This is a genomic window from Saccharomonospora sp. NB11 (genome assembly GCF_015910535.1).
GTDB lineage: Bacteria > Actinomycetota > Actinomycetes > Mycobacteriales > Pseudonocardiaceae > Saccharomonospora.
In genome coordinates this window covers 332,930-350,403 of record NZ_JACBJG010000005.1, presented here as the reverse complement: position 1 = coordinate 350,403, position 17,474 = coordinate 332,930, and the positions used below count along the sequence as shown (strand labels likewise).

The 17,474-nt window shown below is 69.7% G+C and carries 16 protein-coding genes, 1 tRNA gene and 1 pseudogene; 9 read left to right on the top strand and 9 right to left on the bottom strand.

Annotated elements, in window-relative coordinates; translation table 11 throughout:
• The first annotated feature begins 140 nt into the window (after window positions 1-140).
• The 4 genes from JAV51_RS10250 (at window position 141) to JAV51_RS10235 (ending at window position 2,429) form a co-directional block, all read left to right on the top strand.
• The gene (locus JAV51_RS10250) at window positions 141-566 is read left to right on the top strand and encodes a DUF3052 domain-containing protein (RefSeq protein WP_005444257.1); all 426 of its coding nucleotides are present in this window, start codon (window positions 141-143) and stop codon (window positions 564-566) included.
• Between the two features lie 111 nt (window positions 567-677).
• The gene (locus JAV51_RS10245) at window positions 678-1,133 is read left to right on the top strand and encodes a peroxiredoxin (RefSeq protein WP_197320441.1); all 456 of its coding nucleotides are present in this window, start codon (window positions 678-680) and stop codon (window positions 1,131-1,133) included.
• Between the two features lie 45 nt (window positions 1,134-1,178).
• Window positions 1,179-1,253 (top strand) — tRNA-Val (locus JAV51_RS10240).
• 213 nt (window positions 1,254-1,466) lie between these two features.
• Complete coding sequence (locus tag JAV51_RS10235) at window positions 1,467-2,429, top strand: neutral zinc metallopeptidase (protein WP_197320440.1); 963 nt, start codon at window positions 1,467-1,469, stop codon at window positions 2,427-2,429.
• Window positions 2,430-2,432: 3 nt separating this feature from the next.
• On the opposite strand, the gene JAV51_RS10230 is transcribed toward JAV51_RS10235, so the two are convergent.
• On the bottom strand, window positions 2,433-2,957 hold the full coding sequence (locus JAV51_RS10230; protein WP_197320439.1) for a 2'-5' RNA ligase family protein: 525 nt from the start codon (window positions 2,955-2,957) through the stop codon (window positions 2,433-2,435).
• Between the two features lie 120 nt (window positions 2,958-3,077).
• On the opposite strand from JAV51_RS10230, the gene JAV51_RS10225 reads away from it, so the two are divergent.
• Window positions 3,078-3,665 (top strand): DUF4383 domain-containing protein, encoded by a 588-nt coding sequence (locus tag JAV51_RS10225; protein ID WP_197320438.1) that lies wholly within the window; start codon window positions 3,078-3,080, stop codon window positions 3,663-3,665.
• 91 nt (window positions 3,666-3,756) lie between these two features.
• Here the strand turns inward: JAV51_RS10225 and JAV51_RS10220 are convergent, their stop codons facing one another.
• Complete coding sequence (locus JAV51_RS10220) at window positions 3,757-4,521, bottom strand: PP2C family serine/threonine-protein phosphatase (RefSeq protein WP_197320437.1); 765 nt, start codon at window positions 4,519-4,521, stop codon at window positions 3,757-3,759.
• Between the two features lie 213 nt (window positions 4,522-4,734).
• Between JAV51_RS10220 and dnaE the strand changes: the two genes are divergently transcribed.
• Together dnaE and JAV51_RS10210 are read left to right on the top strand one after the other, a co-directional pair.
• On the top strand, window positions 4,735-8,304 hold the full coding sequence (gene dnaE, locus JAV51_RS10215; RefSeq protein WP_197320436.1) for a DNA polymerase III subunit alpha: 3,570 nt from the start codon (window positions 4,735-4,737) through the stop codon (window positions 8,302-8,304).
• Between the two features lie 25 nt (window positions 8,305-8,329).
• A complete protein-coding gene (locus tag JAV51_RS10210) occupies window positions 8,330-9,799 on the top strand; it encodes an MFS transporter (RefSeq protein WP_197320435.1) in 1,470 nt (489 codons plus the stop codon).
• Between the two features lie 246 nt (window positions 9,800-10,045).
• Here JAV51_RS10210 and JAV51_RS10205 read toward each other — a convergent pair whose 3' ends face one another.
• From JAV51_RS10205 to JAV51_RS10190, 4 genes and pseudogenes are all read right to left on the bottom strand, one after another.
• On the bottom strand, window positions 10,046-10,699 hold the full coding sequence (locus tag JAV51_RS10205) for a DedA family protein (protein ID WP_197320434.1): 654 nt from the start codon (window positions 10,697-10,699) through the stop codon (window positions 10,046-10,048).
• Window positions 10,700-10,838: 139 nt separating this feature from the next.
• Window positions 10,839-11,846, bottom strand: a complete 1,008-nt coding sequence (gene lipA, locus JAV51_RS10200; protein ID WP_197320433.1) for a lipoyl synthase — start codon at window positions 11,844-11,846, stop codon at window positions 10,839-10,841.
• A gap of 37 nt (window positions 11,847-11,883) precedes the next feature.
• Window positions 11,884-12,815 (bottom strand): annotated as a pseudogene (locus tag JAV51_RS10195) (oxidoreductase).
• Between the two features lie 19 nt (window positions 12,816-12,834).
• Window positions 12,835-13,380 (bottom strand): hypothetical protein, encoded by a 546-nt coding sequence (locus JAV51_RS10190; RefSeq protein WP_197320432.1) that lies wholly within the window; start codon window positions 13,378-13,380, stop codon window positions 12,835-12,837.
• Window positions 13,381-13,521: 141 nt separating this feature from the next.
• Between JAV51_RS10190 and JAV51_RS10185 the strand changes: the two genes are divergently transcribed.
• Together JAV51_RS10185 and JAV51_RS10180 are read left to right on the top strand one after the other, a co-directional pair.
• Window positions 13,522-14,157: a TetR/AcrR family transcriptional regulator gene (locus JAV51_RS10185; RefSeq protein WP_197320431.1), complete on the top strand. Its 636-nt coding sequence runs from the start codon at window positions 13,522-13,524 to the stop codon at window positions 14,155-14,157.
• 19 nt (window positions 14,158-14,176) lie between these two features.
• Window positions 14,177-15,112 carry an LLM class F420-dependent oxidoreductase gene (locus JAV51_RS10180; protein WP_197320430.1) on the top strand — a complete coding sequence of 312 codons (936 nt, stop codon included), beginning with the start codon at window positions 14,177-14,179 and terminating at the stop codon, window positions 15,110-15,112.
• An 18-nt stretch (window positions 15,113-15,130) separates the two neighbouring features.
• Here the strand turns inward: JAV51_RS10180 and lipB are convergent, their stop codons facing one another.
• Genes lipB through JAV51_RS10165 form a run of 3 tightly spaced genes read right to left on the bottom strand, consistent with a single transcriptional unit; the run spans window position 15,131 to window position 17,462 of the window.
• Window positions 15,131-15,880: a lipoyl(octanoyl) transferase LipB gene (gene lipB / locus JAV51_RS10175; protein WP_197320429.1), complete on the bottom strand. Its 750-nt coding sequence runs from the start codon at window positions 15,878-15,880 to the stop codon at window positions 15,131-15,133.
• A gap of 10 nt (window positions 15,881-15,890) precedes the next feature.
• Complete coding sequence (locus JAV51_RS10170) at window positions 15,891-16,562, bottom strand: phosphatidic acid phosphatase (RefSeq protein ID WP_374059008.1); 672 nt, start codon at window positions 16,560-16,562, stop codon at window positions 15,891-15,893.
• A 12-nt stretch (window positions 16,563-16,574) separates the two neighbouring features.
• Window positions 16,575-17,462, bottom strand: coding sequence for a TIGR01777 family oxidoreductase (locus JAV51_RS10165; RefSeq protein ID WP_197320428.1), 888 nt, complete (start codon window positions 17,460-17,462; stop codon window positions 16,575-16,577).
• Window positions 17,463-17,474 lie beyond the last annotated feature (12 nt).

The window sequence follows — 17,474 nt, the reverse complement described above, 5'->3', positions numbered from 1 at the left end:
GTGTGGCCTCCGGTGTGGACGGTTGCGCTCCGGGCCGTTGCGGTGTTCGCTATGCCCATCCGTGTACGCAGTGCGGTCGATCGCACAAGGTGAGCGATCGTCTACAGGCCGCACACATCCTGTTGGAGGAGTGAGAAGTCGTGGTCGCCGCGGGAGACGCTGACCAGAACAGCGTCGCCGACAAGCTCGGGATCAAGCCGGACATGGTGGTCCAGGAGCTGGGCTGGGACGAGGACGTCGATGAGGAGGTCCGCGCCGCCGTCGAGGCTCACATCGGTGGCGAGTTGCTCGACGAGGACGCCGACGAGGTCATCGACGTGGTGCTGCTCTGGTGGCGCGACGGCGACGGCGACCTCGGGGACGCGCTCGTGGACGCTCGGGCACCGCTCGACGAGAACGGCGTCGTGTGGGTGTTGACCCCGAAGACCGGTCAGCCCGGTCACGTCGAGCCCAGTGAGATCGCCGAAGCGGTGCCCACGGTCGGGATGTCGCAGACCTCCAACCTGAGTCTCGGCTCCGGGTGGACTGCCACCCGTCTGGTTCCGAGGTCCACGTCACGGCGCTGAGCCCGGTCGGTTCTTCCGGGTCGATCCCGCGATAGGGTTTGCTGCGGCACTCGCGTCGGCGGAGTCGACGATTGCGCGCCGTAATGTCGGACCAGCGAAAGGTTGTCGCCCATGGCCGTCGAGGTCGGTTCCCAGGCTCCGGACTTCACGCTCAACGACTACAACAAGCAGCCGGTGACGCTGTCGTCGTTCCGCGGCGACAAGCCGGTGCTGCTCGTGTTCTACCCGTTCGCCTTCAGCGGTGTCTGCCAGGGCGAGCTGTGCCAGCTGCGGGACGAGTACGACCAGTACCCCGGCGTGCAGGTGCTCGGTGTCTCCGTGGACACGCCGTTCGCGCTGAAGGCGTGGGCCGAGCAGCAGAAGTACCAGTTCCCGCTGCTGTCGGACTTCTGGCCGCACGGTGAGGTGGCCAAGGCGTACGGTGTGTTCAACGAGCAGGCCGGTCTGGCACTGCGCGGTACCTTCCTGATCGACACCGAGGGTGTCGTGCGGTTCGCCGAGGTGAACCAGCCGGGCGAGGCGCGCGACCAGGAGGCGTGGAAGAAGGCGATCGCCGACCTCGGCTGAGAGTCGGCTCCTGTGCGAAGGCTCCCGGTCGCCGGGAGCCGTTCGGGGCGCATAGCTCAGCGGGAGAGCACCTGCCTTACAAGCAGGGGGTCGCAGGTTCGAACCCTGCTGCGCCCACCACGAACGCGCGTGTCCGCGTCCTACGCACACGTGTCCGCATTTCCGGTCCGTTCCCCCGACCTCTCGAAAGCCGCGGCCGACGACGCACGTCCGTCGCGTTGTCGCAGGGGCGGGACACCGGCCGTGTCAGCTTCGTGACATGGCGGTATGTGCGAACGAGACCTGAGGCTCTATCCTCGTCGCCGAGATGTGACGTCAACCGTGAAGGCTGCTGTGCACACTGTCGGCGACGCGGCAGACGAACCCGCAGATGAACGCGGGCCCGTTCGGCCGTACCTTGACGATCTTCCGCTGGAGCTGTGGGACTCGGACGCGACGACTGAGTCCAGACCGCGTTCCCGGCGCAGATCGTGGTGGCGTGCGGCGTTGCCGGTCGCCCTCGCAGTGGTGCTCGTGGGCGTGCTGGTGGCGGTCGTGCCGTCGCTGGACGGAGGCCACGTCCGAAGCGGCAGCGCGCAGGCACCCTCGGACGCGGTGCCCTCGCTTGCCTCGATCGGCGACAACCGACTGCTGCAGTCCGGGGCCGTGCTCGCCGACGTGCGGTGCGAGTTGCCCGCGCTCGGCAGCGCGCCGGAGCGACTGGAGGCCTTCTACACCGCCGAGCTGCACTGTCTCGACCGTGCCTGGGAACCCGCGTTGGACGAGGCGGGGATCGCGTTCGCCCCGGTGAACGTGAGCATCACCGACGACCCGACCACCGCGTGTGGTGCGCTGCCGCCCTCCGACGAGGCCACCGGTCTGTACTGCGCGGAGGACGCCACCATCTACCTGCCGCGCAAGCGCACCCTGGAGGCGTTCGGTCTCACCGAACAGGCCCACCTCGCGACGCTCGCCCACGAGTACGGCCATCACGTGCAGCACCTCAGTGGCATCCTCGCCGACGCCAACGAGCAACTGCAGCACTATCCGGCCGGGAGCGCAGCAGACCGGGAACTGGGCAGGCGGGTCGAACTGCAGGCCAACTGCTTCGCCGGGGTGTTCCTGGCGAGTGCGGTCGGTCGGGGGTCGATCACGGAGGAGCTGGGCGACGCGGCCGTGGACGACTTCCGCAACTGGGTCGACAGCGAGACCCACGGCACGAGCGACACCCAGTGGACGTGGGCGGCGCGCGGGTTCCGGCATGCGGACGTGGGGCACTGCAACACCTGGCACGCCGCGAGCCAGGACGTGGCCTGACGATCACGGCACCACGGGCAGCGGCCAGGTCCGCCCCGTGGCGCTGTCGATGAGCGCCGCGCTCGTGACTCGCACCGTGAGAGGCAGTACCTCGTACACGGCGGCTGCGACCACGGGCAGCTCTTGCGTGGTCGAGCGGGTGGCGACGGAGGCATGCGGCAGCCAGCGGTCGAGCGCGTAGTGATGGTGGACGGTGGCTCCCGTGGCGCTGACCGCCCGGACCACAGCCTGCTGCCGGGTGAGCAGGTCGGTGGCGGGGGCGGGCACGAGGGACACCCGGCCGCGTCGGAACGCCGCCATCGCGTCGAAGGTGAGTTCGAAGGGGCCGCCGTCGGGCAACGTGGCGACGGCGTCGTGCACCGCGTCGACGTCCCAGTCCAGCAACACCACATACGACAGGTGCGGATGGTGTCTGCCGTGGGTGTGCGTCTGGAGGGTCGACACGCCCGCCGCCTCCAGCCGCGACCACAGACCGCGCAGCGCGCGTGCCGACCGTGAGTCGAACAGCAGGCAGACGCCCAGTGCCACGTCGACGACCCTAGGGTGCCGCCTCCTGACTCGCCGTTTCGGTGTCCCCCACTCGGGTATTCGCGAGGTGAGCGGCGCCCGTCACACCGAGGCATGTCACACACCGAGGAGGAGGCCGTCATGACCCGTCCCGACACCCGAGTCCGTTCTCGTCGGCGAGGGCTGCAGCCCGTGCAGGTGCTGGCCGGGCTGATCGGGTTGATCTATCTTGCGCTCGGCATCATCGGACTGATCATCACCGGTTTCGGCGGGTTCGGGGACGCCACCCACAGCACGCTCTGGTTGTTCTCGATCAACCCGTTCCACAACGTCGTCAACATCGTCGTCGGAGCGCTCGGCGTGCTCATGGCGTTGAACTCGGGTGCGGCTCGGACCTACGGCTGGCTGTTGCTCGGCGTCTTCGGTGTCCTGCTGCTGTGGGGGCTCGCGATCACGGGTGTGTTCGCCGAGAACCCGGTGAGAGGCCTGGGCAACCCGTTGGCGCTCAACACGGCGGACAACTGGTTGCACCTCGGAACGGCGGTGCTCGGCCTCGTGCTCGCGGTCATGCCGGCCCGCAAGAAGGTGACCGGCATGCCCAGGGCGGACCGGGAACCGACGGAGGGCTCGATGCGAGGGTCGATGGACGACCGTGCCGAGCGGTCGGACGCGACCCGCACCCGCCACGCGCCGGGACGGCGGATCTGGCGGCGCGGCGCGGCGCACTGACCGCCGGAAGGCGGGATTTCGGGTGGACCCGGGGCGGCGGCCTCGGGCCCACCCGGGTGTCGGGGTGTCGAGCGTAGGGCGACGGGACTCGCTACTCGGCGGGGACGACGTGCGCGAGCACGCAGGTGATGTTGTCCGGCCCACCGCCCGCGTTGGCGACGTCGATGAGGGCCTGGACGGCGTCCTCCAGCGAGGTTCCCTTGCTCGTGACCTCCAGGAGCACCTGCTTGATGCCGTCGGCCTTGACCACGTCGGTGAGCCCGTCGGAGCACAACAGGTACACGTCGTCGGCCTCGGCGGTGTCCAGCGTGATGTCCGGCTCGGCGGACACGCCCGCGAGCAGCGCGCGTACGAGCACCGACCGACTGGGGTGGCGTTCGGCGAGCTCGGGCGTGAGACGACCCTGGTCGACGAGGGTCTGCACCATGGTGTGGTCGTGGGTGAGCTGTGTCAGCTCGTCGCCGCGGAGCCGGTAGCACCGCGAGTCCCCGATGTGACCCAACGCGAACTGCGGCGTGTTCCACAGCATCGCGGTGACCGTGGTGCCCATGCCGGTGAGTTCCGGATCGTCCGCGACACGGTCTTCGAGGCGGGTGGCGGCGGCCCGGATCGCGTCGGCCAGGTCCGCGCCGAGATCGACCTCGTCCAGGTTCGCGTCAGCGAGTCGCGTGTCGAGTTCTTCGAGCGCGGCGACCGCCTCGGCGCTGGCGACCTCACCCGCGGCGTGTCCACCCATTCCGTCGGCGACGGCGAGCAGCCGCGCGGTCGCGTAGGAGGCATCCTCGTTCCCGCCGCGGTGTTGCCCCACGTCGGAGCCGGCGGCGTAGCGGAGGATGAGGGCCTGGTCGTGTGTCATGAGTGCAGTGAACCATTGCGCGGTGAGCGGCGAGGCATAACAGTACGCCAACTGGTTTCGATTTGCCGAACCGGCACACTTCGGGCACCCCCGGGAGCGGCTTCGCGATGGCGTGCGCCACGCCCGGCATGCCGTCCCGGGACGGACGGTCGCCGGGGCTAAGCTGGCGCCACGTCTTGGCCGTCCCTGGGTGTTTGCGGAGGTTTTCCCGCGGTGTCGAACGATTCCTTCGTCCACCTGCACGTCCACACCGAGTACTCGATGCTCGACGGCGCGGCCAAGGTGGCCCCGCTGGTCGCCGAGGCGACTCGGTTGGGAATGCCGGCCGTGGGGATGACGGACCACGGCAACATGTACGGTGCCGACGAGTTCTACCAGCAGGCGACGAAGGCCGGCATCAAACCGATCATCGGTATCGAGGCCTACGTCGCGCCGGAGAGCCGCTTCCACAAGAAGCCCGTGTTCTGGGGACACCAGGGGCAGCGTGGCACCGACGAGTTCGGTGAGGGCGGCGACGTCTCCGGCGGCGGTGCCTACACGCACATGACGATGCTCGCGGCCAACGCTACCGGGCTGCGCAACCTCTTCAAGCTGTCCTCGTTGGCGAGCATGGAGGGCTACTACCGCAAGCCCCGAATGGACCGCGAGCTGATCGCGGAACACGCCGACGGCATCATCGCCACCACCGGCTGTCCGTCCGGTGAGGTGCAGACGCGCCTGCGGTTGGGACAGCGGCAGGAGGCGTTGCAGGCGGCGTCCGACTACCGCGACATCTTCGGCCAGGAGAACTTCTTCCTGGAGCTGATGGACCACGGCCTGCCGATCGAGCGGTCCGTCCGCGAAGGACTGCTCGACATCGCCGACAAGTTGAAGCTGCGGCCGTTGGCGACCAACGACTCGCACTACGTCACCAAGGACCAGGCCGAGTCGCACGCCGCGCTGCTGTGTGTCCAGTCGGGCAAGACGCTCTCCGACCCGACCCGCTTCAAGTTCGACGGCGACGGCTACTACCTGAAGTCCGCGGAGGAGATGCGCGCGTTCTGGGACAAGGAGGTTCCCGGGGCGACCGATTCCACTCTGCTCATCGCCGAACGCGTCGAGTCCTATGCCGACGTCTACGCCCACAAGGACCGGATGCCGGTCTTCGAGGTCCCCGAGGGCCACACGCAGGAGTCGTGGCTGCACCACGAGGTCATGAAGGGCCTCGAATGGCGGTTCCCCGACGGCATCCCGGACGGGTACGTCGAGCGGGCCGAGATGGAGCTCAACGTCATCGCGCAGAAGGGGTTCCCGGCGTACTTCCTCGTCGTCGCCGACCTCTGCAACTACGCGCGCAGCGTGGGTATCCGGGTCGGTCCCGGTCGTGGTTCGGCCGCGGGGGCGCTCGTCGCGTACGCGCTGGGTATCACGAACCTCGACCCGATTCCGCTGGGTCTGCTGTTCGAGCGGTTCCTCAACCCGGAACGCATGTCGATGCCCGACATCGACATCGACTTCGACGACCGCCGGCGCGGCGAGATGATTCGCTACGCCACGGAGAAGTACGGCGCCGACAAGGTCGCCCAGGTCATCACCTTCGGCACCATCAAGACCAAGGCCGCCATCAAGGACGCGGCCCGCGTGCACTTCGGCCAGCCGGGCTACGCGATCGCCGACAAGATCTCCAAGGCGTTGCCGCCGCCGATCATGGCGAAGGACATTCCGCTGTCGGGCATCGTCGACCCGGAGCACGAGCGCTACGCCGAGGCCGCCGAGGTGCGCACGCTCGTCGAGACCGACCCCGAGGTCAAGACGATCTTCGAGACGGCCCGTGGGCTCGAAGGGCTGATCCGCAACGCGGGTGTGCACGCGTGCGCGGTCATCATGTCCAGCGAGCCGCTGATGGACGCCATTCCGCTGTGGCAGCGTGACGACGGCGCCATCATCACCGGCTGGGATTACCCCTCGTGTGAAGCCATCGGTCTGTTGAAGATGGACTTCCTCGGGCTGCGCAACCTCACCGTCATCGGTGACGCGATCGACAACATCAAGGTCAACCGCGGCATCGAGATCGACCTCGACACGCTCGACGTGGACGACCCGGAGACGTACAAGCTCCTCGGTCGCGGTGACACGCTGGGTGTGTTCCAGCTCGACGGTGGCGCCATGCGGGACCTGCTGCGCCGGATGCAGCCCACCGAGTTCGCCGACATCGCCGCGGTCAACGCGCTGTACCGGCCGGGCCCGATGGCGATGAACACGCACAACAACTACGCCGACCGCAAGAACGGGCGGCAGAAGGTCGCGCCGATCCACCCGGAGCTGGAGGAGCCGCTCGCGGACATCCTCTCCGAGACCTACGGTCTGATCGTCTACCAAGAGCAGATCATGCAGATCGCGCAGAAGGTCGCCGGCTACTCGATGGGTCGAGCCGACGTGCTGCGTCGCGCGATGGGCAAGAAGAAGAAGGAGGTTCTCGAAAAGGAGTTCGAGGGCTTCGAGGCCGGGATGAAGGAGAACGGGTTCTCCAAGGAAGCCATCCAGGCCCTGTGGGACACGATTCTTCCGTTCGCCGGTTACGCGTTCAACAAGTCGCACGCGGCGGGCTACGCGCTCGTCGGGTACTGGACGGCCTACCTCAAGGCCAACTACACCGCCGAGTACATGGCGGCGCTGCTCACGTCGGTGGGCGACAACAAGGACAAGTCGGCGGTCTACCTCTCCGAGTGCCGCAGGCTCGGGGTCCGGGTGTTGCCTCCGGACGTCAACGAGTCCGACCGCCGGTTCGCGGCCGTCGGCAACGACATCCGTTTCGGGCTCGGCGCGATCCGCAACGTGGGTGCCAACGTCGTCGAGTCGATCATCTCCACGCGGGAGAAGAAGGGGAAGTACACCTCGTTCACCGACTTCCTGGACAAGTCGGAGCTGGTGGCGTGCAACAAGCGGGTCATCGAGTCGCTGATCAAGGCGGGTGCGTTCGACTCGCTCGGAGCCACCCGGCTGTCGATGATGCGGGTGCACGAGGACGCCGTCGACGCGGTGGTGCCGCTCAAGCGCCAGGAAGCCATGGGGCAGTTCGACCTCTTCGGCACCGGTGGTGAGGACGGCGAGCCACCGAGCACGGCGTCGTCCCCGCTCGCACACCTGAAGTTCGACGACGAGGAGTACCCGCGCAAGCAGAAGCTCGGCTACGAGCGCGAGATGCTGGGCCTGTACGTGTCAGCGCACCCGCTCGACGGTGCCGAACGCATCCTGCGCAAGCACGCCAAGCGACCGATCGCGGCCATCCTGGCGGACCCGCCGAAGGAAGGCGAGATCGAGATCGCGGGTCTCATCACCGCCCTCGAACGACGGGTGAACAAGAAGGGTGAGCCCTGGGCCATCTGCACGGTCGAGGACATGGACGCCTCGCTGGAGGTGCTGTTCTTCCCGAAGTCCTACGCCCTGTTCGCCGCCGATCTCGTCGAGGACAACGCGGTGGTGGTCAAGGGCCGCGTGAACTGGCGGGAGGACAAGATGTCGGTCTTCGCCGCCGGTCTGGTGCCACTCGACTTGAGCGACGTCGCGCTCGGTGAGGGGGAGCCGCCGCTGATGCTGGTCGCGTCGGCGGAGAAGATCACGCACAGCGTGGTGACGGAGCTGAAGCAGACCCTGCAGGCGCATCGCGGTGACACCCCGGTGCGGTTGAAGCTGGTCGGGGCCTCGTCGGAGACGACGTTCGCGCTCTACGACTACTCGGTGACGGTCAGCTCGATGCTGATGGGAGAGCTCAAGGGCATCCCCGGGATCGCGGCGAGCGCGTGATGCCGGCTCTTTCTACTGTGAGGTGGTGACCTCGCAGACCGCCGAACCCGATCCGCGTCGGTGGCGGGCACTCGCCGTCACGTTGACTGCGGGGTTCATGTCGCTGCTCGACGTCAGCATCGTGAACGTGGCGTTGCCCTCCATCCAGGAGGGCCTCGGCGCGTCCACCGCCGGCGTGCAGTGGGTCGTGTCGGGCTATGCGTTGACGTTCGGCCTCGTCCTCGTGTCGGGCGGACGACTCGGGGACGCCCTGGGCCGACGCCGCATGTTCCTGATCGCGCTGTCGGCGTTCGTGCTGACGAGCGCAGTGGCGGGCGCGGCGATGAACGAGACGATGCTGGTGACGGCGCGGCTGCTCCAGGGCATGGCGGCGGGCATGCTCACGCCCCAGAACAGCGGGCTCATCCAGGAGATGTTCAGCGGGGCGGAACGCGGCCGGGCGTTCGGGGCGTTCGGGACGACCGTGTCGCTGTCGACGGCCGTGGGGCCGGTCCTCGGCGGGGCGATCATCGGGTTGTTCGGCGCCGAGAACGGGTGGCGCTGGGTGTTCCTCGTCAACATCCCGATCGGCGCATTGGCGTTCGTGCTCGCCCTGCGGTGGCTGCCCAAGGCACCGAGACGGACGACGCCCCTGCGTTCGCAGCTCGACTTCGTCGGGGTGGTGCTGTTGGGCTTCGCGGTGCTCGGGGTGTTGTTCCCGCTCGTGCGGTCGGAGCAGGGCGGGTGGAGCACGCTGTGGTGGATGCCGCTGGTCGCGGTGGCGTGTGTGGTCGCCTTCGTGTGGTGGGAGCGGCGCGTGGTCCGGCGTGGGGGAGCGCCGCTGCTGGACGTGCGGTTGTTCACCGAGACGCCGGGGTATGCGACGGGCGCCGCGATCGGCACGGTGTACTTCGCCGGGTTCGCCGGTATCTGGTTGGTCTTCGCGCTCTACTTCCAGCAGGGTCTCGGGTACACGCCGCTGGAGTCGGGCCTGGTTGTGACGCCGTTCGCCATCGGGGCCGCGGTGTCGGCGACGCTGGCCGGTCGGTTGGTGGCGCGCCTCGGGCGGGTGCTGACCCTCGTCGGGCTGTGTCTCGTGCTGTTGGGACTGGGTGCCGTCGGTGTCGTCGGCCCGATGGTCGACGCGTCGATCACCGGGTTCGCGGTCGCGTTGCCGCTGGTGGTCGCCGGGTTCGGTGGCGGCATGGTGATCTCTCCGAACACCACGCTCACCCTGGAGGCCGTCCCGACACGAATGGCGGGAGTCGCCGGGGGAGCGTTGCAGACGGGGCAGCGCATCGGCACCGCGATCGGCGTGGCCGTGCTGGCGTCCGTCTTCCACATCGGTATCGAGTCGGACGGCGGCTACGACGACGGGCTCCGATGGGCGATGCTCAGCGCCGTGGCGCTGGTCGCGCTCGCGTTGGCGCTCGCGGTCGTCGACCTCCGTCGACGCCCGGGCGTCGATCCGCAGCGGCGACAGCGAACCGCCCGCGCCACTACTCCGTTGGAGTGATGCTCGGGCTAGGCCGTTCATCTCAACTGGCGTAGCCCGAACGGTTGGGTGACCCTTGAGTCAACCTTCGGCGAGACCCCACCGATTTCCGGGTTGGGGAGGGACGCTCGACTCAGGTCGTGGTAACTCGCAGTGACGGCACTCGGCGACCGCGGGGGATCGACCGGGACCGCTTCGGAGGTTGCTGTTTCGGGTGGGCCCCGGCTGGAAGGGGACGGGACCCACCCGAACTCTGTTCTCTCGCGCTCAGTCGCGGTCGTCCGTGGGCGAGTTCGCCGCAGTGGTGAGCGCCGCCGCGGCCTTCTTCTTCTTGAACCGCACGAGGAAGAACACGGCGACGACGGCCAGCACGCCGACCACGATCGCGCCTCCGGTGCTCAGCATTCCCTCCACCCTGCGGGCGGCCTCTCCGAGCGCGGCACCGAGTCCGACGTGCAGGCATGACCAGCAGAACGCGCCGCTCACCACGGCGGGAAGGAACTTCCGGTACGGCAGGCCCGAGGTGCCCGCGGCCGCGGGCGTGAGCGTGCGGACCACCGGCAGGAAGCGGGCGAAGAACACGGCCCACGCGCCGCGACGTTGCAGGATTCCGGTGGCCTTGTCCCAGGCGTCGGTGCCGTAGCGCTGAATCAGTTTCGTCTCGCGCAGCCGGGGGCCGAACCGGCGACCGATGGCGTAGCCGATCGAGTCGCCGATCCCGGCGCACACCGTGACGACGAGAACCAGGACGGCGAACCGGGGGACCGTCGTGGCGGTCGTGGCGGCGATCAGCAGCCCGGACTCACCGGGCGCGATGAACCCCAGACCGACCGTGCACTCAAGCAGGACCAGCAGTCCCGTCGCTCCGACCAGTGCCGGCTGCGGCAGGCTCTGCAGCCAATTGAGCACTTCAGTTACCACCGGTGTCCCCCTGCGTGTCGTGAACTGATGCCCTCGCCCGGACGGACGAGTGGGCGGGGCCATGAGTTACGACGACGGTAGCGGCCGTTCGGTTCGCCCATCTCCGGTGAATTCCCTGATTCGTTGTCGAACCGTACGGTCAGCTCAGTCGGGCGAGAACGCTGCTGGCCTCCTGGGCGGCAGGGGCGGCTGCGGCGAGGTGCTGCAGGTTCTCGGGGAGCGGCTCACCGCGGTGGGCCTTGGTCTGGGCGAAGAGCTTGCCCGCCCGGTACGACGAACGGACCAGCGGGCCCGCCATGACCCCGGCGAAGCCGAGCGCCTCGGCGGTCTTCGTGTGCTCCACGAACTCCTCGGGCTTGACCCAGCGATCGATCGGGTGGTGGCGGACCGACGGCCGGAGGTACTGCGTGATGGTGAGGATCTCGCAGCCCGCCTCCACGAGGTCGCGCATCGCGGGCTCGACCTCCTCCGGCGTCTCGCCCATGCCGAGGATCAGGTTCGACTTCGTGACCAGCCCGGCCTCACGGGCCCGCCGGATCACCTCGAGCGACCGCTCGTAGCGGAAGCCCGGCCGGATGCGGCGGAAGATGCGGGGGACGGTCTCGACGTTGTGCGCGAGGACCTCGGGCTCGGCCGAGAACACCTCGGCGAGCTGCTCGTCGTCGGCGTTGAAGTCCGGGATGAGCAGCTCCACGCCCGTTCCCGGGTTCATCGCGTGAATCTGCCGCACCGTCTCGGCGTACAGCCAGGCCCCGCCGTCGGGCAGGTCGTCGCGGGCGACGCCCGTCACCGTCGAGTAGCGCAGGCCCATGGCCCTGACGCTCTCGGCGACACGCCGCGGCTCGTCGCGGTCGAGTTCGGCGGGCTTACCGGTGTCGATCTGGCAGAAGTCGCAGCGCCGCGTGCATTGGTCGCCGCCGATGAGGAAGGTGGCTTCGCGGTCCTCCCAGCATTCGTAGATGTTGGGACACCCTGCCTCCTCGCAGACGGTGTGCAGGCCCTCGCTGCGAACCAGTCCCTTGAGTTCGGTGAACTCGGGGCCCATGCGAGCGCGGGTCTTGATCCACGACGGCTTCTTCTCGATCGGTGTCTGGCTGTTGCGGACCTCGAGCCGCAGCAGCTTCCGACCTTCCGGCACCACAGTCACGCGGACCAGCCTACGCCCGTGGGGTGAGACAACTCGACTACACGGGATCGGGGGTGATGCCCGTCAACTCGGCGGTCAGCTCCCACAGCGCGGCGCCGAGGGCCGGGTCGAGGGCCCGGCGTGGCCACGGCACCGGGCGGGGACGTCCTCGCAGGCCGCCCGGCCCGCCGGGGGCCACGTAGTCGCCCCCGGTCACCTCGGGTGAGGTGGCGGCGTGGAGCTGCGGCAGAGCCCCCGTTCGCCCGTGTGGCCGACGAGGTCGGCCACACGGGCGAACGGCACCGCGAGCCGGCGCAGCGGTGGCGGGTAGGCCCGCGCCATGGTGGTGACGAGGCCGGTCGCGGAGTAGCCGGGGTGCGCGGCGAGGCTGCTGACCGACGTGCCCGCGAGCCTGCGGTGCAACTCCCGTGCGAAGAGCAGGTTGGCCAGCTTCGACTGGGCGTACGCCGCGAGCGGGTTGTAGCGGCGTCGGCGGAAGTTCGGATCGGCGAGGTGCACCCTGCCTCGGTGCCCGACCAGACTCGCGACGGTGACGATCCTGGCGTCGGTGCCCCGGCGCAGTGCGGGGGCCAGCAGCCACGTCAGGGCCGCGTGACCGAGGTGGTTGACGCCGAACTGCAGCTCGAAGCCGTCGGCGGTGGTCGCGCGCGGCGGGGCCATGATCCCGGCGTTGTTGACGAGGACGTCGAGGCGGTCGCCGGTCAGCTCCCTGGCCCGGTCGGCGGCGCGTCGTACGGACGCCAGGTCGGCAAGGTTGCAGGACAGCAGGTGAGGACGTGCCGTCGCGACGGACTCGACGGCGGCGAGCGCGCGCCGGCCCCGGTCGGCGGAACGGCAGGCGAGCAGCACGGTGGCGCCGCGGCGGGCCAGCACCTCGGCGGTGCGTTGCCCGAGGCCGGAGTTGGCGCCGGTGATAAGCACCGTGCGGCCGGTCTGATCGCCGATGTCGGCGTCGGTCCAGGAGCGCATCGTCTTCAGGATCGGGTGCTCAGGCCGTCGGCGCGAGGCGGCGCAGCAGTTGACCCAGCGGGGACGCGGCGGGGCGGCGTTCGGAGCGTTCGGCCTCACGGCGACCGAACAGGGCCACGACCGTGGCACCGACCGCGACCAGCTCGTCGTGCGGCTCGTGGGGCTCGGCCAGGCCCGACAACAGGGCGAGCAGTCGAAGCTGCTCCTCGTGCGCCCGGCGCAGGGACGGGTGACGTGCGACGGAGGCGGTCACCACGGCGTGCAACGTCGGGTGCCGCCGCACCGCGGCTCGCCAGGCGCGCGACACGGCGTCGACGCCGTCGGCGTGTTCGTCGGCGGTCTCGGCCTGCTCGGGTTCCACGCCCTCGGCGCGGAGATGTCCGGCGAGCACCTGCGACCAGCGGTGGTGCAACGCCTGGAGCAGTCGTTCCTCGGTGCCGAAGACGTCACGGACCTCGGCGACGAGGTCCGAAGGGAGGTCGAACGGAATGCGGCCCTCGCGGCGGGCCTCGGCCAGCACGCGATCCATGACGGCGCGGCGGCGGTGGAAGTCGCTCCAACCCATCGGCCTGTTCCCTTCCGGCGTGCCTGCAGGGACGTCCCCATACCGGTGGTCTGATGCATACTGCCGGTATGTCCCAGTGATCACCATACCATTGGTATGTGACCTCCTGGGAGTACAACAGGGCCGCGTAAGGTCGGGATCGTGGCGACGACGAGAGCAACGGGGCCGGGCGCGGCCCGGTCACGACGGGACGGCTACGCCGAGTCGACACGACAGGCGTTGGTCGACAGCGCGGTGGCGCTGTTCACCGACCGTGGCTACGCGGGGACGTCGCTCGACGAGATCGCCCGCCGCGCGCGGGTGACGAAGGGCGCGCTCTACCACCACTTCAACGGCAAGCAAGCGATCTTCGAGGCCGCGCTCGACGCGGTGGAGAGCGACGTCAAAGGGCGGCTGGAGAAGATCCTCAAGGGCGACCAGCCGCCGTGGGACCGGGCGCTGCTCGCGCTGAGGGAGTTCATCTCCAGTTGCCTCGACCCCGCGTACCAGCGGATCGCGCTGCACGAGGCGCCGGTGGTGATGGGGTGGGCGCGGTGGCGGGAGGCCGAGGACCGCTACAGCTTCGGACTCATCAAGGACGCACTCTGCGACCTCATCGACGCGGGCGACCTCGTGAGCGTGCCCGTGGACGTCACCACGCGCCTGTTGTTCGGCGCGCTGTCCAGCGCCGCCACCGAGATCGCGAGCTCGGCCGAACCGGAACGGGTCGGGGCCGAGGTGGAGCAGGTCGTCGTCGCGCTACTCGAGCAGGTGAGGGCGGCTTCGCGGCAGCAGTGACCCCGTTACGCTCGACCACGTGGAACTGAGGATCTTCACCGAGCCCCAGCAGGGCGCGTCCTACGACGACCTGCTGCGCGTGGCCAAAGCCAGCGAGGACGCCGGATTCGGCGCATTCTTCCGATCGGACCACTACCTCAAGATGGGATCGGTGAGCGGCCTTCCCGGGCCCACCGACGCCTGGATCACGCTCGCCGGGCTGGCGCGGGAGACGTCGCGCATCCGCCTGGGCACGTTGGTGACGGCGGCGACCTTCCGGCACCCGTCCGTGCTGGCCATCTCGGTCGCCCAGGTCGACCAGATGTCCGGCGGACGCATCGAGTTCGGGCTCGGGTCCGGCTGGTACGCCGACGAGCACACGGCCTACGGCATCGACCTGCCCCCGACGCGTGAGCTGTTCGACCGCTACAGCGAGCAGCTCGCGATCATCACCGGCCTGTGGGACACGCCCGAGGACACGACGTTCTCCTTCGACGGCGAGCACTACACGCTCAAGAACGCACCCGGTCTGCCCAAGCCTGCGCAGCGTCCGCGCCCGCCGGTGATCCTGGGCGGCACGGGCAAGAAGCGCACCCCCGAACTCGCCGCCCGCTACGCCGACGAGTTCAACGTGCCCTTCAACGACATCGAGACGGCCAAGGCGCAGTACGAACGGGTCGACGCGGCGGCCGAGGCGCTGGGGCGGCAGCGTGGTGACATCACGCGGTCGGCGGCGCTCGTGGTGGCCGTGGGACGTGACGACGCCGAGGTGGCCCGCCGGGCCGACGCCATCGGTCGCGAGGTCGACGAACTCAAGACCAACGGCGTCGCGGGCAGCGTGGCCGAGGCGGTGGACACGATCGGCCGGTGGCGCGAGGCCACCGGCATCAGCCGCCTCTACCTGCAGGTGCTCGACCTGAGCGACCTCGACCACTTGGAGCTGATCGCCTCGGAGATCATGCCGCAGGTCGCCTGACCGGCGGTCGGCCGGACGTCAGGACCGGTGCAGTGCGAAGGTCACCCCGGCGGCCTCCGGTGGCTGCGGTCGCGGAATCCAGCGATCGTCGGTCACCGGAAGGTCGCCGTCCAGCGCGGCCAGCACCGCGTCCCTGGCGAGGGGCAGGGCCTCCTCGACGGTCACCGTGCGGCCCAGCTCCTGCGTCAGCGACGTCGTGCCCGCGTCGGAGATGCCGCACGGCACGATGCGGTCGAAGGCGCTGAGGTCGGCGTCGCAGTTCAGTTCGAAGCCGTGCATCGTGACACCGCGCTGCACGCGGATGCCGATGGCGGCGATCTTGCGCTCGGGTCGGGTGTCGTCGGCGGGAATCCACACGCCGCTGCGACCCTCGACCCGTCCGGCGTACAGGCCGAAGGAGTCGCACACCGAGATCAGGGCCTGCTCGATCCGCCGCACGTACTGGACGACGTCGATGGGATCGCCGAGCTTCACGAGCGGGTACCCGACGAGCTGGCCCGGCCCGTGCCACGTGATGCGGCCACCGCGGTCGACGTCGATCACCGGCGTGCCGTCGGTGGGGCGGTCCTCGGGCTGCGTGCGCTTGCCCGCCGTGTACACCGACGGGTGTTCGAGCAGCAGCATCGTGTCGGGAGCCTCGCCGTCCGCGCGGGCGGTGGCCAGTCGGCGCTGGAGGTCCCAGGCTTCGAGGTAGTCGATGGTGCCGATGGGGCGGACGTCCACGGGGTCGGTGGATTCGCGGCAGGAACGGGTCGCTTTCTGGCTCACGGCATCGAGGCTACCGCTCGGCGCCGGTGGTGCCGTCCTTCGCCGTGGTCGGGCCGGGTCGGGGAGCGGGCAGCAACCGCAACGCCGGGCACGCCAACAGCGCGACCCCGGACACGGCCAGCACGGCGCCCAGGGCGTCCGTGAGCCAATGCACCCCGTAGGTGAGGCGGGCGGCGCAGGCCAGCAGCGTGGCCGTCACCGCCGCCGTGCGTGCGAGGGACGTGACGGTGGGCGCGAGCCACACGCACAGCACCACCACGGCCACACCCGTGCAGGCCACCGACACGACGTGCCCGCTGGGGTACGAGAAGTCGGCGTACTCGCGGGGCCGCTGCCGTGCGAACAGCGGCTTGGCCACCCACGAGGTGAGGCGACAGAGCAGCAGGAGCACGAGCACCCGCAGCGTCACCCCGGCACGCGGGTCGCCTCGGAGACGCCACAGCACGGTGGCGACCAGCAGCCCCGCCCCGAGCAGGAGCGGCAGCACAGGCCCGAGCACCGCGCTGAGCAGCCACGCGACCGTGCCGAACTCGCCCTGCCACAACGTGCCCACGGTGTCGCGCAGCAGCCGGTCGAGCGGGCCGGGGGCGTGGCGCACCACGAGACCCAGCCCGACGAACGCCGCACAGCACAGGACGCCGAGCAGGACGTACGGGTGTGTCCGGGTCCCGGTGCGGATCACGACGGCGATGACCTACGGAGCCGACGTCGACAGCGCCCGGTCGAGATCCTCGACGGCGTAGCGGAAGCCGTGTCGCGTGAGCACGCCGGGAACGGCCCGTGGCCCCGTGAGCACCATCTCGTCGGCGGCCTCGCCGAGCACGCCGCGAAGGACCGGCCCCGGAACGCGCCACGGCGTCGGCCTGCGCAACGCGCGCCCCATCGCCTTGGTGAACTCGGCGTTGGTGACCGGGTGGGGGACGGTGACGTTCACCGGCCCGGAGACCTCGGCGGTGGTGAGGCAGAAGACGATCGCCTCCACCATGTCGGTGAGGCTGATCCACGGAAAGTACTGCCGCCCCGAGCCGAGCGTGCCGCCCAGGCCGAGCAGGAAGAGGGGGCGGAGCAGGTGAAGCATGCCTCCCTGCCACGTGAGGACCGGGGCGGTGCGCAGGAACACCACCCGGCTCCCGGCGCGCGAGGCCGGTGAACAGGCGGCCTCCCACTCCGCGCACAGCCGTGGCAGGAAGCCGTGGCCGGCGGGAGCCGACTCGTCGACCTCGCGGTCGCCCGTGTCGCCGTAGTAGTTGATGCCCGAGGCGTTGATCAGGACCGGAACACCGTGGTCGGCGACGGCCTCGGCGAGGACCTCGGTGGGTTCGATACGCGAGTCGTGCAGCACCTGCTTGCGGGCGGCGCTCCATCGCCCGGACGCCAGCGGGGCCCCGCACAGGTCGACCACGGCGTCGACGCCGTCGAAGGCGTGGTCGTCGATCCGGCCGGACGGCGGGTCCCAACCACGTTCGTCCGGTGCGGAGGGAGCACGGCGGACGAGCCGCACCACGTCGTGCCCCAGTTCCCGCAACCGGGAACGAAGGGCGGAACCGATCAGCCCGCTGGAACCGGCCACGAGAACCCGCATGGACACACCTTA

What these genes read in the sequence shown, in the direction of transcription:
- JAV51_RS10220 (WP_197320437.1), bottom strand. Translation starts at nt 4,521, where the DNA reads ATGACACACGACCAGGCCCTCATCCTCCGCTACGCCGCCGGCTCCGAC.
- JAV51_RS10165 (WP_197320428.1), bottom strand. Translation starts at nt 17,462, where the DNA reads ATGCGGGTTCTCGTGGCCGGTTCCAGCGGGCTGATCGGTTCCGCCCTT.
- JAV51_RS10190 (WP_197320432.1), bottom strand. Translation starts at nt 13,380, where the DNA reads ATGGGTTGGAGCGACTTCCACCGCCGCCGCGCCGTCATGGATCGCGTG.
- JAV51_RS10245 (WP_197320441.1), top strand. Translation starts at nt 678, where the DNA reads ATGGCCGTCGAGGTCGGTTCCCAGGCTCCGGACTTCACGCTCAACGAC.
- JAV51_RS10225 (WP_197320438.1), top strand. Translation starts at nt 3,078, where the DNA reads ATGACCCGTCCCGACACCCGAGTCCGTTCTCGTCGGCGAGGGCTGCAG.